The sequence below is a fragment of the Phascolarctobacterium succinatutens YIT 12067 genome (assembly GCF_000188175.1).
GTDB lineage: Bacteria > Bacillota > Negativicutes > Acidaminococcales > Acidaminococcaceae > Phascolarctobacterium_A > Phascolarctobacterium_A succinatutens.
The window spans coordinates 1-14,072 of sequence record NZ_GL830866.1 but is presented as its reverse complement, the minus strand read 5'-3'; the positions used below and the strand labels follow the sequence as shown (position 1 = coordinate 14,072).

The following is a 14,072-nucleotide window of genomic DNA, read 5'->3' as shown; positions in this document are numbered from 1 at the left end:
GCGAAAGCTGCTATCTTGCTCGTTTTGTTTTGCTTATGTTATTTGAAGAACATAGCGTAATAGCCGTTGAAGAAGATGTACAGTACAATCAGCGGCAGAATGTAGGTTGCATAGAAGCGCATCCATTTCGGGAAGCCGATGCCCTTGCCGGTATCAACCTCTTCAATGAATTTGTTCCAGCCCCAGCCGTAGCGGGTAGTGCAGAAGGCCAGGAAGATTAGGCTGCCTAAAGGCAGAATATTGTTGCTGACGAGGAAGTCTTCCAGATCTAGCACGCAGGTGCCTTTGCCCAGAGGCTCAAAGCCGCTCCAGATATTGAAGCCGAAAACGCAGGGCAGGGACAGCAGAATCATGCCGATAACAGCAAAGGGGATGAGGCGACGGCGGTCACCGCCAGTCAGCTCGCAGATGCTGGAGATAATCATTTCGAATACGGCAATAACAGTGGACATTGCCGCAAAGAGCATGAAGAGGAAGAAAAGGGTGCCCCAGATACGTCCGCCGTTCATAGCGTTGAATACGTTAGGCAGGGTGATGAAGAGCAGGTTCGGGCCCGCATCCGGCTGGATACCGAAGCTGAAGCATGCCGGGAAGATAATCAGACCGGCAACGATTGCTACGAAGGTATCGAGGAACATAATCCACAGTGCTTCGTTGGTGAGCTTCTGCTCCTTGCCGATGTAGCTGCCGAAGATGGAAAGAGAGCCCATGCCGATGCTCAGTGTGAAGAAGGCCTGGCCCATAGCGGCGAAGATTACCTCGCGTACACCGTGCTCGGCAATTTTGTCGAAGTCGGGGTAGAGGTAATACTTGAGGCCGGCTTCACTGCCCGGAAGCAGCATGGAGTTGGCTGCCAGCACAACCATCAGCACGATAAGAAAGGCCATCATAACCTTGGTGATGCGTTCAACGCCGTTGCGAACGCCCATGTAGCAGACGCCGAAGCAGAGCATGATGATGATTGCCATGTTGCCGGCCATAGTTGCCGGGTCCTGCAGCAGAGCACCGAAAACGCCTTTGATACCCTGAGCGTCAAGACCGGAAAGATCACCGACAGCCATTTTATAGAGGAAATAGAGCATCCAGCCGCTGACGGTGGTGTAGAACATCATCAGGATGATGTTGCCGGCAATAGTTACATATTTGAACAGATGCCATTTAGTTCCCTTCGGCTCCAATGTGTCGAAGGATTTTGCCGGGCTGCGTCTGCTTGCGCGGCCGACGGCGAATTCCGCTACCATGATGGGCAGGCCCAACAGCAGCAGGAAGCACAGGTAGATGAGCACAAAGGATGCGCCGCCATACTGGCCTGTGACGAAAGGAAAGCGCCAGACGTTGCCTAAACCAATGGCACAGCCAGCAGAAATCAGGATAAATCCCAAGCGTGAAGAGAAGCTCTCACGTTCCATAATACATATCGTCTCCCTTACTAATACAATAATAGTATATAGTATAAGCTATTATCCTGTTTTTAGCAAGCTAAAGAGAAATAAATGCTCTCGCAGGCTGCAGTAACGGCGAATTTGATATAGGCCTATCGGGAATATTAAATATAACAAATCGTTATAACATTTAACTTGACTATCGGCAGTACCTATTTTATAATAGCCTCACACACAGAGATGGGTTTTGTGTGTAGAGGAGAATTAAAATGCAGAAAAAGTATCTTATTATTTTGAGTACTGTCGTTTTATCTTTATGCGGTGCTGCCAGCCTGGTTTACTATGATGCTCTTTTGAGAGCCTAGCTAAATTTAAGCGGCGGCAATTTACATCCGGCAATCGCAGCTGCATGACATTAGCAGAAATATACAATGTCTGCAGGATTACCCCACCCGGATGCCAAAAATAATTACAAGGCGTAAGCAACGGAGCTTACGTCTTTTTTTCTGCCCGCAAACGCTTGCGGGTGTGTTGCATATAATTATAGCAAGGAATTTTCTTCGCACGGAGTTTGGCAACATGATATAATATAATTAATATAGACTGTCTGTTATTAGCTTGTTAAAAGTAAATATAGTATAGATTAAAAGAATACGCATTGACACTCTGGTTTAAACGAAGGAGGGATGAAGCAATGCTGTTAGGTATTGATGTAGGCGGAACCTTTACGGATGCCGTGGTGCTGCGGCAGGGCGAGGTGGTGGCGCAGGCCAAGCGTGCGACAACGCATGACGATGTGCTGCAGTGCGTGCTGGCGGCGCTGGATGCGGTGCTGCAGCCGGGAATGGCGCAGGAGCTGGAGCGTGTGGTAATATCCAGCACTATTGTGACCAACGCTTTGACCGAGGGCAGCCTGCCGCCGGCGTTTTTGGTAATTATCGCCGGACCGGGCATGAACGTCAAGGGACATCTGCCGGTGACGCCGTACTATATGTCGGGTTATGTGGACCATCGCGGCAAGATTACGGCTAATATCGATTGGAGCAGGCATCATGAGCTGTTGCGGCGCAAGGGCAGCGGTGTGTGTGCGGTGAGCGGCAAGTTTTCCGTGCGTAACCCGCAGCTGGAATATCAGGCGGAGCATGAGCTGAAAAAATGCGGCTACAGCAAGGTGTTTTTGGGCAGCGAGCTGAGCGGTGAGCTGAATTTTGTGCGCCGCAGCAATTCGGCGTATTTTTCCGCGCAGGTTTATGAGCTTTTCACCCGCTTCTGCAAGCGCGTGGAACGTGCTCTGGCAGAGCGCGGCATCCGCGCTCCGGTGCATATCTTGAAGGCGGACGGCGGTACGCTGCCGCTAGAAGCAGCCTTGCAGCAGCCGGTGGAGGCTGTGTTTACCGGTCCTGCTGCTTCCGTACTGGGCATAGAGGCGCTTTGTGCTCCCGCAGTGAACAGCATCTCGCTGGATGTGGGCGGCACTACTACCGACATTGCCTTCTGGGAGAACGGCCTGCCGCTGATGGCCCGCAAGGGTGCAACGGTTGCCGGTTATCCTACGGCGGTGCGTGCCTTTCATATGCGTAGCATCGGCATCGGCGGCGACAGCAGGCTGCATAAGACGGAAAACGGTTATGTTGTCGGTCCCGAACGCGAAGGTCCCGCTGCTGCTGTCGGCGGCAGCATAGCGACGCTGAGCGATGCGCTGATTACGGCGGGTTATGTGCATTTCGGTGACGAAGAGCGGGCACAGGCGGCGATTGCCGATTTGGGCGGCGAACCGCAGAGAGAAGCACGCAAGATTGTGGCTGCTGCCGTTGAGCAGATTAAGACGACGATTCGGGAAATGCTGGACGAATGGGCCAAGCAGCCCGTGTATACGGTTAACGATGTTATCAAGGGCACGGAATTCATCCCGCAGCAACTGATTGGCGTTGGCGGTGGCGCACCGGGCTTAATCAGGGCGCTGGGCGAGGCTATGGCGCTGCCGGTGGATATTCCTGCCGGAGCGATGGTGGCGAACGCTATAGGTGCAGCGGTGGCAAGGCCGACGCTGAGCGCAGGACTGCGTGCGGACACTACCGACGGCTATTACATTATTCCTGAGGGCGGAAAACGCGAAAGCCTGCCGCGACGCTTCAATAAGCAGGCGGCGGAGGAGCTGCTGGCAAGCTGGCTGCGGGAGCAGACGGCGCAGTGGCAGCTGCCCGACCAGGAAACGGAGCTTATCAGCTACGAGCATTTTCATACAGTACACGGCTATTACGAAACCGGCGATATTTATAGCCTGCGCATGCAGCTGAAGCCGGGAATTCTCTATAAGGTTAGCGGCAGGGAGGTGAGCTTCTGATGGCAAAGAATACCTTGGGATTAGTATTTTTCCCTGCGTTTGACTGGATGATCAGCCCCGGTCACCCCGAACGGCAGGAGCGCTTATTATATACACGCGACCAGCTGGAGGAGGAGGGCCTCTTTGACTGCGAGGAGATTAAGGAATATCGCCCGCGTCTTGCTGAAATCGAGGATTTGCAGCGTGCGCATGTAGGCGTGCCGGCGATTGCACGTCTGATTACGCCGGCGCATCTGACCTCTGCGGGAGGCTGCCTGGTGGCGGCCGATGCCGTAATGCAGCGGGAGGTACAGCGTGCCTTTGCTCTCGTGCGTCCGCCGGGACACCACGCTATGCGTGTAGTACACGGAATCCGTGGTTTTTGTACTATTAATATTGAAGCAATAATGGTAGAATATTTACGTAGCAGGTATAATATCCGTAGGATTGCTGTTGTGGATACCGACGTGCATCACGGCGACGGCTCGCAGGACGTGTTCTACCACGATCCCGATACGCTGTATATCTCCTTCCATCAGGACGGGCGCACCTTGTATCCGGGCACAGGCTTTCCTAATGAAGCAGGCAGTCCTGCGGCCTGGGGCACGAATATTAATCTACCCTTGCTGCCGGGAACAGGCGATGAAGGACTGCATCGCCTGTACGATGGCTTAATCACGCATATACTGGAGGACTTTCAGCCGGAGCTGATTATCAACAGCGCCGGGCAGGATAACCATTTCAGCGACCCGCTGGCTTCCATGCAGGTGACAGCACAGGGCTATGCGCGTCTGGCGGATAAGCTGCAGGCTGATATTGCGGTGCTGGAGGGAGGTTATTCGATTGAAAGCGCCCTGCCTTATGTCAACACCGGCATTATTCTGGCGATGGCAGGCATGGATTACAGCAAGGTGGTGGAGCCTGATTTGCGCGGACTGCGCCCGCAGGATGAGCGCTGCAATAAGCGTGTAGACCAGCTTATTGCCGAGGTAGGCGATTTGTACTTCAACCGTGAGCGCACGAGCAAGGAATTGCTGGCGAAATGCGGCAATACCTGGCAGCGCAGCAAGCATATCTACTACGATGAGGAGGGTATCCGCGAGGAGCAGGTGGAAAGCGTGCATTATTGCGAACGCAAGGCCTGCCGCGGTTATTTTACCCTGCAGACGGCGGCCGAAGGGACGCGCTTTGGCGACCAGAGCGCTTTCATTACCTGCCTGACACGCGAAATCTGTCCGCATTGCCGGCAAAAGGCCTACGATGCAGCGCTGGCAGAAAAGAAGCGCGGCCGCTGGCAGTATGTGCTTGTGCAGGACATTGCCACAGGCACAGTAGAAAATCTATAAATAATAAGCATTAGGACGCTGCCGAATAAATATGCGTCCTAAGCTGAGAATCGAGGTTAAATAATGATTAATGAATTGGTTGTAGCTACCCATAATCAGGGCAAGGTGGAAGAGTTTAAGTCTTTAATGAAGGATTTGCCGATTGAAATCAAATATCTGGCAGATTTCGAAGCAGTGGAAGCACCGGCGGAAACAGGCCGCACCTTTGCTGCCAATGCCCGCCAAAAGGCTACCTATTATGCAAAGAAGCTGGGCAAGCCCTGCATCGCCGATGATTCCGGCCTGGAGGTTCAGGCACTGGACGGTGCTCCCGGTGTGCGCAGTGCGCGCTATGCCGGCGAAAAGGCCAGCGACGAGGACAACAACAACCTGCTGCTGCACAACATGAAGTTTCAGGTTAAGCGTACCTGCCGCTTCCGCTGTGCGCTGTGCGTAGCACAACCCGACGGTAAGGTGCTCAACGAGGTAGACGGCATCTGCGACGGTATGCTGCTGCATGAGCCTTTGGGTGAAAACGGCTTCGGTTATGATCCGCTGTTCTGGTCTACCGAGCTGCATAAGGGTATGGCAGAGGCTTCCATGCAGGAGAAAAACAAAATCAGCCATCGCGGTAAGGCAATCCGTAAGCTGGTTGCTATCTGGAGCAAAAAGAAATGAGAATAGGCATTACGGGTGATACGCATGGCAGTGCGCAGGCGATTCGCCGCATTCTGCAGCAGACACCGCCTATCGAGCTGTGGCTGCATACAGGCGATTATGCGGCCGATGCCAACCGCCTGCATGATGCGACAGGCATCAAAACTGTGCGTGTTCGCGGCAACTGTGATTTATTGGATGACGGCAGTAAATTTGACGAGTATCTGGAAATAGAAGGATATAAAATCTGGCTGACGCACGGACACAGATATATAGAAAGAAATGTGCAGGCTGATTTGGGATATTGGGCCAAGCAGCTGGGGCAGGATATCGTGGTGTTCGGTCATACGCATGTGCCGATGGCCGAGTATTATGCGGAAACGCTGCTGGTGAACCCCGGCAGTCCGTCCCGTCCCCGCGGCGGCTCGGAACCTTGCTTTGCGGTGCTTACACTGCAGGCGGGGCAGACGCCGCAGGTGGAATTCTTCAAGGTCTGATTCTTTGGTTAAGAAAATTTTGCGCAGTAAGCAAAAATCTTTTGACAATTCCTTAAAATGATGTAGATTACACAGAAAACATCTTGCAAAACAGGGTAGTTTAATATACAATAAGTGTATACTATTTGTTGGACGGAGCTAATGATTTTTTAGACAGCTTACGTCGGGAAATCTTGGGAGGAAAAAAAGATGACAATGACTCTGCGTGAAGAAGCTCTTAAATTACATATGGACAATAACGGCAAAATTGCTGTAGTAAGCAAGGTGCCTATTGCAACCCGTCATGATTTGGCTATTGCCTATACCCCGGGTGTAGCTGAACCCTGCAAGGATATCAAGGAGGACAAAAACCTCTCCTTCGAATATACCTGCCGCGGCAACATGGTTGCTATTATTACCGACGGTACCCGTGTACTCGGCTTGGGCGACATCGGTCCCGAGGCTGCTATGCCGGTAATGGAAGGCAAGGCTGCACTGTTCAAAACCTTCGGTGATGTTGACGCTGTGCCTGTTTGCCTCGATACCAAGGATCCGGACGAATTCATCCGCACCGTTAAGCTGCTGCAGCCTAACTATGCAGGCGTAAACCTGGAGGATATTTCCTCTCCCAAATGCTATGAAATCGAAGATAAGCTGAAAGAAATCTGCGATATTCCTGTATTCCACGATGATCAGCATGGTACCGCTATTGCCTGCCTGTCTGCTGTACTGGGCGCACTGCGCTTTGTAAAAAAAGACATTGCTACCGCTAAATTCGTTGTCAACGGCTGCGGTGCTGCCGGCAGTGCTATCGGCCGTCTGCTGGTAAACATGGGCGCACAGAATGTAATCATGGTTGACCGCTTCGGCGCTCTGTATGAAGGCATCGACGCTAAGCTGGACCGCATCCAGAGCTATCTGGCTACCGTAACCAATAAGGAGCATAAGCAGGGGACTCTTGCTGATGTTGCCAAGGGCGCGGACGTTATGATCGGTGCTTCCGCTCCGAACGTATTCACCAAAGAAATTATGCAAAGCATGGCTGACAAGGCTATTGTTTTTGCTCTGGCTAACCCTGTTCCGGAAACCAGCTATGATGCTGCTAAGGAAGCAGGCGTTGCAGTTGCCGGCACCGGCCGCAGCGACAGACCGAACCAGGTAAACAACGTAACCGTATTCCCGGGCGTATTCCGCGGTGCTATTGATGTACGCGCACGCGCTATCACTGAGGAGATGAAGGTTGCTGCTGTTTATGCTATTGCCAACCTGATTGACGAAAAAGACCTGCGTGAGGATTATGTAGTACCTGACGCTTTTGACCCGCGTGTTGCTCCGGCGGTTGCTGCCGCTGTTGCAAAGGTTGCTATTGAAAAGGGCCTGGCACGCAAAATTGTAGATCCTGAGGTTGTAAGAGCCAATACTGCTAAACGCATCGGCCGTTAAGCCGCAGTATCAAAAATATTATTCTCACAATGACAATGTGAGCTTAGGAGGATGAAAACATGAGAGAAATAAAGGTTAGTGAAGTCACTGATGTTATTGCCAAGCTGTGCATGGATTCCTGCTACTATCTCCCGCAGGAGATGATGGACAAGATCAGAAATGCCGCTGTTGAAGAAGAATCTCCTTTGGGCAGGGAAATCCTTGCTACCTTGATTGAGAACTTCGAGCTGGCTAAGAAAAAGGCTGTTCCTCTGTGTCAGGATACTGGTCTGACCGTTGTATTTCTGGAAATCGGCCAGGAAGTGCATTTCGTTGACGGCGATTTGTATACTGCCATTCATGCAGGCGTAGCAAAGGGCTACACTGAAGGCTATCTGCGTAAATCCTCTGTAGGCGACCCGGTATTTGATCGTAAAAATTCCGGTGATAATACTCCGGCAATCATCCACACCAAGATTGTTCCCGGTGAAAAGGTTAAAATTATCGTTTGCCCCAAAGGCTGCGGCAGCGAAAACATGGGCGCTTTGAAGATGCTGAAGCCGGCAGACGGTGTTGAAGGCATCAAAAAATTTGTTGTTGATACCGTGCGTGCTGCAGGCCCGAACCCCTGCCCGCCGATTACCGTCGGCGTAGGCATCGGCGGCAACATGGAGCGCGCCGCTATTCTGGCTAAATACGCGCTGACCCGTACCGTAGGCGAGCACAACAAGGATGAGCGCTATGCGGCACTGGAGGACGAGCTGCTGGAGCTGGTAAATAAGACCGGCGTTGGTCCTTCCGGCTTAGGCGGCAGCACTACCGCTCTGGCTGTAAATGTTGAATTTACCCATACCCATATCGGTGGTATGCCCTGCGCTGTAAACCTGAACTGCCACCAGGCACGCAAGGCTGAAGCAGAAATTTAAAGGAGGCGCCTGAAGATGAGTGAAGAAGCTGTAATCAAATATATCAATGCTCCGCTGACCGAAGAAACTGTCAAAGACCTGCATGCAGGCGACGTTGTACGCATCAGCGGTTATATCTACACTGCACGCGACGCTGCTCACAAGCGTTTGTATGAAGCGCTGGAGCGCGGCGAAAAGCTGCCTTTGGACCTGACCAATAATGTTATTTATTACGTTGGTCCTACTCCTGCCAAACCGGGCGAGGTTGTCGGCAGTGCCGGCCCCACCACCAGCGGCCGTATGGACAAATACACTCCGACTATGATCGAGCAGGGCATGCGCGGCATGATCGGCAAAGGTCTGCGCAGCCAGGAGGTTATTGATGCCTGCGCGAAGCATGGCGCTGTTTATTTCGTTGCTGTAGGCGGTGCTGCTGCTGTTATCACCCAATCCATCAAGAGCGAAACCATGATTGCTTACGAGGACCTGGGACCGGAAGCTATCCGTAGATACGAGGTTAAGGATTTCCCGGCTATCGTCTGCATCGACAGCGAGGGTAATGACTTCTATAAAGTTGGTATTGCTAAGTACAGAAAAGAGTAACATTGTTAACAGATTGAGGGCAGGATTTTCTGCCCTTAATTTTTTTTGCGATTAATGTTGACAAAGACACTAGGATAATATATTATTACTCACATCTTAATAACACGCTCTTATCAAGAGTGGCGGAGGGAACAGGCCCGATGATGCCCGGCAACCAGACAAATGTTATGGTGCTACATCCTGCAAGTGTAATCTTGAAAGATGAGAGGAAGACCGGCTCCTTCCTCAGAAGGAGTTTTTTTCTTAGGCGGATGTTTTGCAAGACGTGTTAAATAAAGAAAGGGAGTAAGAAAAGATGAAAAAATTATTAGTTGCATTACTGGCATTAGTAAGCCTGGCAGTTGTTGCTGCAGGCTGCGGCGGCGGAGACAAAAAGGCAGACAACGGTGCTGACAAAAAGGTAACCCTTAAGGTTGGTGCTACCGCTGTACCGCACGCTGAAATCCTGAACCAGATTAAAGGCACTCTGGCTAAAGAGGGCGTAGACCTGCAGATTATCGAATTCAGCGATTATGTAAAACCGAATCTGGCTTTGAACGACAAGGAGCTGGATGCCAACTTCTTCCAGCATGAGCCTTATCTGGATACCTTTGTTTCCGAGCGCAAGATGAATCTTGTATCCGCAGGCAAGGTACATATCGAGCCGATGGGCATTTATTCCAAGAAAATCAAATCTCTGAATGATATTCCCGAAGGCGCTAAAATCGCTATTCCGAATGACCCGTCCAACGGCGGCCGTGCGCTGGCTCTGCTGCAAAGCGCTAAGCTGCTGAAGCTGAAGGATGGCGTTGGCGTTAAGGCTACCGTAGGCGATATCGTTGGCAACGACAAGAAGCTGAAGATTGTGGAAATCGAAGCTGCTCTGCTGCCGCGTTCCATGGATGATACCGATTTGTCCGTTATCAACTCTAACTTCGCTATGGAAGCTAAGCTGAATCCAGTTAAGGATTCTCTGTTCACCGAGCCGAAGGAATCTCCGTATGCTAACATCGTAGCTGTCCGCAAGGGCGACGAAAACCGTCCGGAAATCCAGAAGCTGATGAATGCTCTGCGTTCTCCCGAAGTTAAGAAGTTCATTGACGAAAAATACAAAGGTGCTGTTGTTGCAGCGTTCTAAGCAAAGCAAAACTGCTGTCGCATGTCAAAGTGCGACAGCTTTTTTATATAGCAAAATTTTGTTGCCGATGCAGGTGTAATAATGATACAATTATAAAAAAAGACGGGATGCGTGTAGAACGTTTTACTGCTGCGGAAAGGGGGAGCTTAGCATATGACGGAAGCTTTAAAACTGCCTGTGGGAATAGAAGATTTTGCGGAAATTCGTCAGGCGGGCTTTTACTATGTTGATAAAACAAAATTCATTGAACAGCTGCTGGACGGCTGGGGCAAGGTTAATTTGTTTACAAGACCGCGGCGCTTCGGCAAGACGCTGAATATGAGTATGCTGCGCTATTTCTTTGAGATAGGAGCAGATGCTTCGTTGTTTGACGGCCTGCAGATTGCAAAAAACAAGAAGCTGTGCGAGGAGTATCAGGGAAAATATCCGGTAATTTTTTTTTCCTTTAAGAATGTAGAGGGACTTACCTTTGCCGATGCGCAGTATCGTTTGGCTGAGTTGATTGCCGGAGAAGCGGAGCGCTTTGCTTTTTTGGCGCAGAGCGATAAGCTGACGGAAAATGAGCGAAGCTTATATTGCGGATTGACGGCGGTGCGCGAGGGACGTTATGCGCTGGCAGGTGAAGTTCTTGTTTCTGCTTTGCAGCTTTTATCGAAGCTTTTATCTAAGCATTACGGACAAAAAACGATTATCCTGCTTGATGAATATGATGTGCCTTTGGATAAGGCCTTTCAGAATGGCTATTATAAGGAAATGGTGTCACTTATCCGCGGTATGCTCGGCCAGGCCTTAAAGACTAACGAGTTTCTGCAGTTTGCTGTGTTGACGGGCTGCCTGCGTGTTTCTAAAGAAAGCATTTTTACCGGTCTGAATAATTTTAAGGTGCTTTCGATTACCGATAACCGTTTTGATGAACAGTTTGGCTTTACGGATGCTGAGGTGGAGCAGCTTTTGGCGGCTTATAATCTGGCAGACCATCTTGATGAAACCAAGGCGTGGTATGACGGCTACCGCTTTGGTGCCGCTGATGTTTATTGTCCGTGGGATGTCATTAATCATGTAGATATGCTGCGCAGCAATCCGTCGGCCAAACCGCAGGCTTATTGGATAAATACCAGTGGCAATGCTTTGGTGAAGCTCTTTATAGAGATGGCTGATAAATCGACGCGTGATGAACTGGAGCGTCTTGTTGCAGGCGAGGCTATAGAAAAGCATATCCGCTTGGAACTGACCTATGATGTAATTGACAGCAGTATAGATAATCTTTGGAGCGTGCTTTTTACCACCGGTTATCTTACGCAGAAGGGCGTGACTGAGGATGGCGCGTATAAGCTGGTGATCCCCAATCAGGAGATTCGCGAGGTGTACAAGCTGCAGATTCAGGAATGGTTTAAAAAGAAAGTTTTTGCCGACACTGAGCAGCTGCAGAGCTTTTGGCAGGCTTTCGCCATGGGTGACAGCGAGGCGGTAGAGTTGTTTTTGAACAGGACTCTCAGCAATTCCATCAGTGTTTTTGATGCTAAGGGCAGGGATGCGGAAAGAGAAAATTCCTATCACATGCTTTTGGTAGGCTTGCTGGCAGGAAAGGCAGACTGGCTGGTGCGCTCTAATGTGGAAGCGGGCGAGGGCTTTGCGGACATTATTGTTGAAACAGATGATTTGGATGCAGGCGTAATCGTAGAGCTGAAGTATGCGCAGACGATGACGGCTATGGAGAAGAGCTGTGCGAAGGCGTTGGCGCAGATTCGCGCAAAACGCTACGCAGATTATTTGCATAATAATGGCAGAGAAAAAGTTTTGCTTTACGGCATAGCCTTCTGCAAGAAAAGATGCAGGGTTGTGGCAGAAAAGCTGTAGATAGCTTGCAGGCTTGTGGCTTTACCTGATGGTAAGGCCGTGGGCCTGCTTTTTATTTTTTTGACGCATCCGCCTGCAAAATATGCTATACTTAAAGAAAAACTAATCTTAAAATCGTGAGGTAGAATATGCGTAAATATGCAAAATTTTTCGTAACCCCGAAGGGAGAGCGTGCCGCACGCGGCGGTCATCCCTGGGTGTTCGGTGAAGAGGTAACTAAAATTGAAGGCGATTATGCCAACGGTGATCTGGTGGATGTAGTAACGTCCAAGGGCAAGTATTTGGGCACCGGTTTTGTGAACGACCATTCCAAAATCCGTGTGCGCATTATTTCCACTAATACTAATGATAAGTTTGACGAAGCCTTTTGGGAGCGTCGTCTGCGCTATGCGCTGGATTACCGCCTGACGGTTATGGGCGAGCGTGATTTTAACTGCTGCCGTCTGATTTTCGGCGAAGCGGATATGTTCCCCGGACTGACCGTAGACCGCTATAATGATCTGCTGGTAACGCAAACCCTGTCCTTGGGTATTGAAATGCGCAAGCAGATGCTGTTTGAACTGCTGATTAAAATTCTGCGCGAGATGGGACAGGAAATCCGTGGCCTGTACGAGCGCAACGACGTAAGAATCCGCCTGCTGGAGGGCATGGAGGAGGGCAAGCACTGGTTTGCTACCGATTTGTGCCCCGAACCCGGCGCTGTGACTACCGAGATTGTCGAAAACGGCATCGAATATACGGTTGATGTAGAAAACGGCCAAAAGACCGGCTTCTTCCTCGACCAGAAGTATAACCGTCAGGCGATTGCCAAGATTGCCAAGGGCAAGCATGTGCTGGACTGCTTTACCCACACCGGCTCCTTTGCGCTGAATGCTGCCAAGGGCGGCGCTGCGAGCGTTACCGCGGTTGATATCAGTGCGGAGGCAGTGCAGATGGCGGAGCATAACGCTGCGATTAACAATTGCTCCGATGTTATGCACGGCCTGCAGGCGAATGTTTTTGATTTGCTGAGCGATTTGTTCAACAAGCATTCCCGTGAATATGACTTTATTATTCTGGACCCGCCGGCGTTCACCAAATCCGGCAGCACGGTAAAGAATGCGATTCGCGGTTACAAGGAAATCAACCTGAAGGCCATGAAGCTGCTGCCGCGCGGCGGTTATCTGGCAACCTGCTCCTGCTCGCACTTTATGAAGGAGGAGCTATTCGTGAAGATGCTGCAGGACGCTGCGCATGATGCCAACGTTTCCCTGCGTCAGATTGAAGCACGTCAGCAATCTCCGGACCATCCGATTCTGTGGCAGGTGCCGGAAACCAATTATCTCAAATTCTATATCTTCCAGGTAGTATAAAAACTCAGTCTAAAAATATGCTGCTGTTAAGGGGGCGTTATTGTGCAGGCTTTAGAGGGTATTCGTGTGCTTGATTTGTCACGGCTGCTGCCGGGACCGTATTGTACAATGCTGCTGGCCGATTTCGGCGCGGAGGTTATTAAAATCGAGGAGCCGGGACGGGGTGATTATGCCCGCAGCTTTCCGCCGTTCCTCAAGGATTTCGGTTACTGGCATCTGCAGCTGAACCGCAATAAAAAGAGCGTAGTGCTTAACCTGAAGTCGGATGCGGGACGCAAGGCGTTTCTGGAGCTGGTGAAAACCGCCGACGTGGTGGTGGAAAGCTATCGTCCGGGCGTACTGACGAAGCTGGGAATTGACTATGCGGCGGCGAAGGCAGTGAATCCGCGAATTATCTACTGCTCGCTGACAGGCTACGGCAAAAAGGGGCCGCTGGCCAAGCAGGCCGACCATGATATCGGTTATGTGAGCTTGGCAGGCATTACCGCTATGAGCGGTGAGGCGCAGGGCAAGCCGGCGATTCCGGGCGTGCTGATGGCGGATATGAATGCGTCGATGGCGGCGGGCATGAGCATTATGATTGCGCTGCGCCATGCACAGATGACGGGCGAGGGGCAGGAAATAGCTCAAACTTCGCAGGTGCTGAGCACCCG

General features: G+C 51.0%; 12 protein-coding genes and 1 riboswitch. Of the genes, 11 read left to right on the top strand and 1 reads right to left on the bottom strand.

Annotation, left to right across the window (positions count from 1 at the left end):
- Window positions 1–38: 38 nt before the first annotated feature.
- On the bottom strand, window positions 39–1,409 hold the full coding sequence (locus HMPREF9443_RS03100) for a sodium-dependent transporter (RefSeq protein WP_009145050.1): 1,371 nt from the start codon (window positions 1,407–1,409) through the stop codon (window positions 39–41).
- 667 nt (window positions 1,410–2,076) lie between these two features.
- On the opposite strand from HMPREF9443_RS03100, the gene HMPREF9443_RS03095 reads away from it, so the two are divergent.
- The 11 genes from HMPREF9443_RS03095 to HMPREF9443_RS03045 form a co-directional block, all read left to right on the top strand.
- Window positions 2,077–3,726 carry a hydantoinase/oxoprolinase family protein gene (locus HMPREF9443_RS03095; protein WP_009145049.1) on the top strand — a complete coding sequence of 550 codons (1,650 nt, stop codon included), beginning with the start codon at window positions 2,077–2,079 and terminating at the stop codon, window positions 3,724–3,726.
- Complete coding sequence (locus tag HMPREF9443_RS03090) at window positions 3,726–5,051, top strand: histone deacetylase family protein (protein WP_009145048.1); 1,326 nt, start codon at window positions 3,726–3,728, stop codon at window positions 5,049–5,051. The genes HMPREF9443_RS03095 and HMPREF9443_RS03090 overlap by 1 nt, the downstream gene beginning before the upstream one ends.
- A gap of 63 nt (window positions 5,052–5,114) precedes the next feature.
- Entirely contained in the window at window positions 5,115–5,708 is a 594-nt protein-coding gene (locus HMPREF9443_RS03085) for an XTP/dITP diphosphatase (RefSeq protein WP_009145047.1), read from the top strand.
- Window positions 5,705–6,184, top strand: a complete 480-nt coding sequence (locus tag HMPREF9443_RS03080; RefSeq protein WP_009145046.1) for a metallophosphoesterase — start codon at window positions 5,705–5,707, stop codon at window positions 6,182–6,184. The genes HMPREF9443_RS03085 and HMPREF9443_RS03080 overlap by 4 nt, the downstream gene beginning before the upstream one ends.
- 195 nt (window positions 6,185–6,379) lie before the next feature.
- Window positions 6,380–7,606, top strand: coding sequence for an NAD(P)-dependent malic enzyme (locus tag HMPREF9443_RS03075; RefSeq protein ID WP_040564945.1), 1,227 nt, complete (start codon window positions 6,380–6,382; stop codon window positions 7,604–7,606).
- 59 nt (window positions 7,607–7,665) lie between these two features.
- The gene (locus tag HMPREF9443_RS03070; RefSeq protein WP_009145044.1) at window positions 7,666–8,511 is read left to right on the top strand and encodes a fumarate hydratase; all 846 of its coding nucleotides are present in this window, start codon (window positions 7,666–7,668) and stop codon (window positions 8,509–8,511) included.
- A gap of 15 nt (window positions 8,512–8,526) precedes the next feature.
- Window positions 8,527–9,093: a Fe-S-containing hydro-lyase gene (locus HMPREF9443_RS03065; protein WP_009145043.1), complete on the top strand. Its 567-nt coding sequence runs from the start codon at window positions 8,527–8,529 to the stop codon at window positions 9,091–9,093.
- 107 nt (window positions 9,094–9,200) lie between these two features.
- Window positions 9,201–9,301: riboswitch (SAM riboswitch) on the top strand.
- Window positions 9,302–9,388: 87 nt separating this feature from the next.
- Window positions 9,389–10,210 carry a MetQ/NlpA family ABC transporter substrate-binding protein gene (locus HMPREF9443_RS03060; RefSeq protein ID WP_009145042.1) on the top strand — a complete coding sequence of 274 codons (822 nt, stop codon included), beginning with the start codon at window positions 9,389–9,391 and terminating at the stop codon, window positions 10,208–10,210.
- 153 nt (window positions 10,211–10,363) lie between these two features.
- Complete coding sequence (locus HMPREF9443_RS03055) at window positions 10,364–12,067, top strand: AAA family ATPase (protein WP_009145041.1); 1,704 nt, start codon at window positions 10,364–10,366, stop codon at window positions 12,065–12,067.
- Window positions 12,068–12,195: 128 nt separating this feature from the next.
- Complete coding sequence (locus HMPREF9443_RS03050) at window positions 12,196–13,419, top strand: class I SAM-dependent rRNA methyltransferase (RefSeq protein ID WP_009145040.1); 1,224 nt, start codon at window positions 12,196–12,198, stop codon at window positions 13,417–13,419.
- 42 nt (window positions 13,420–13,461) lie between these two features.
- Window positions 13,462–14,072, top strand: a 611-nt coding sequence (locus HMPREF9443_RS03045; protein ID WP_040564931.1) for a CaiB/BaiF CoA transferase family protein, incomplete at its 3' end; no start/stop codon positions are given.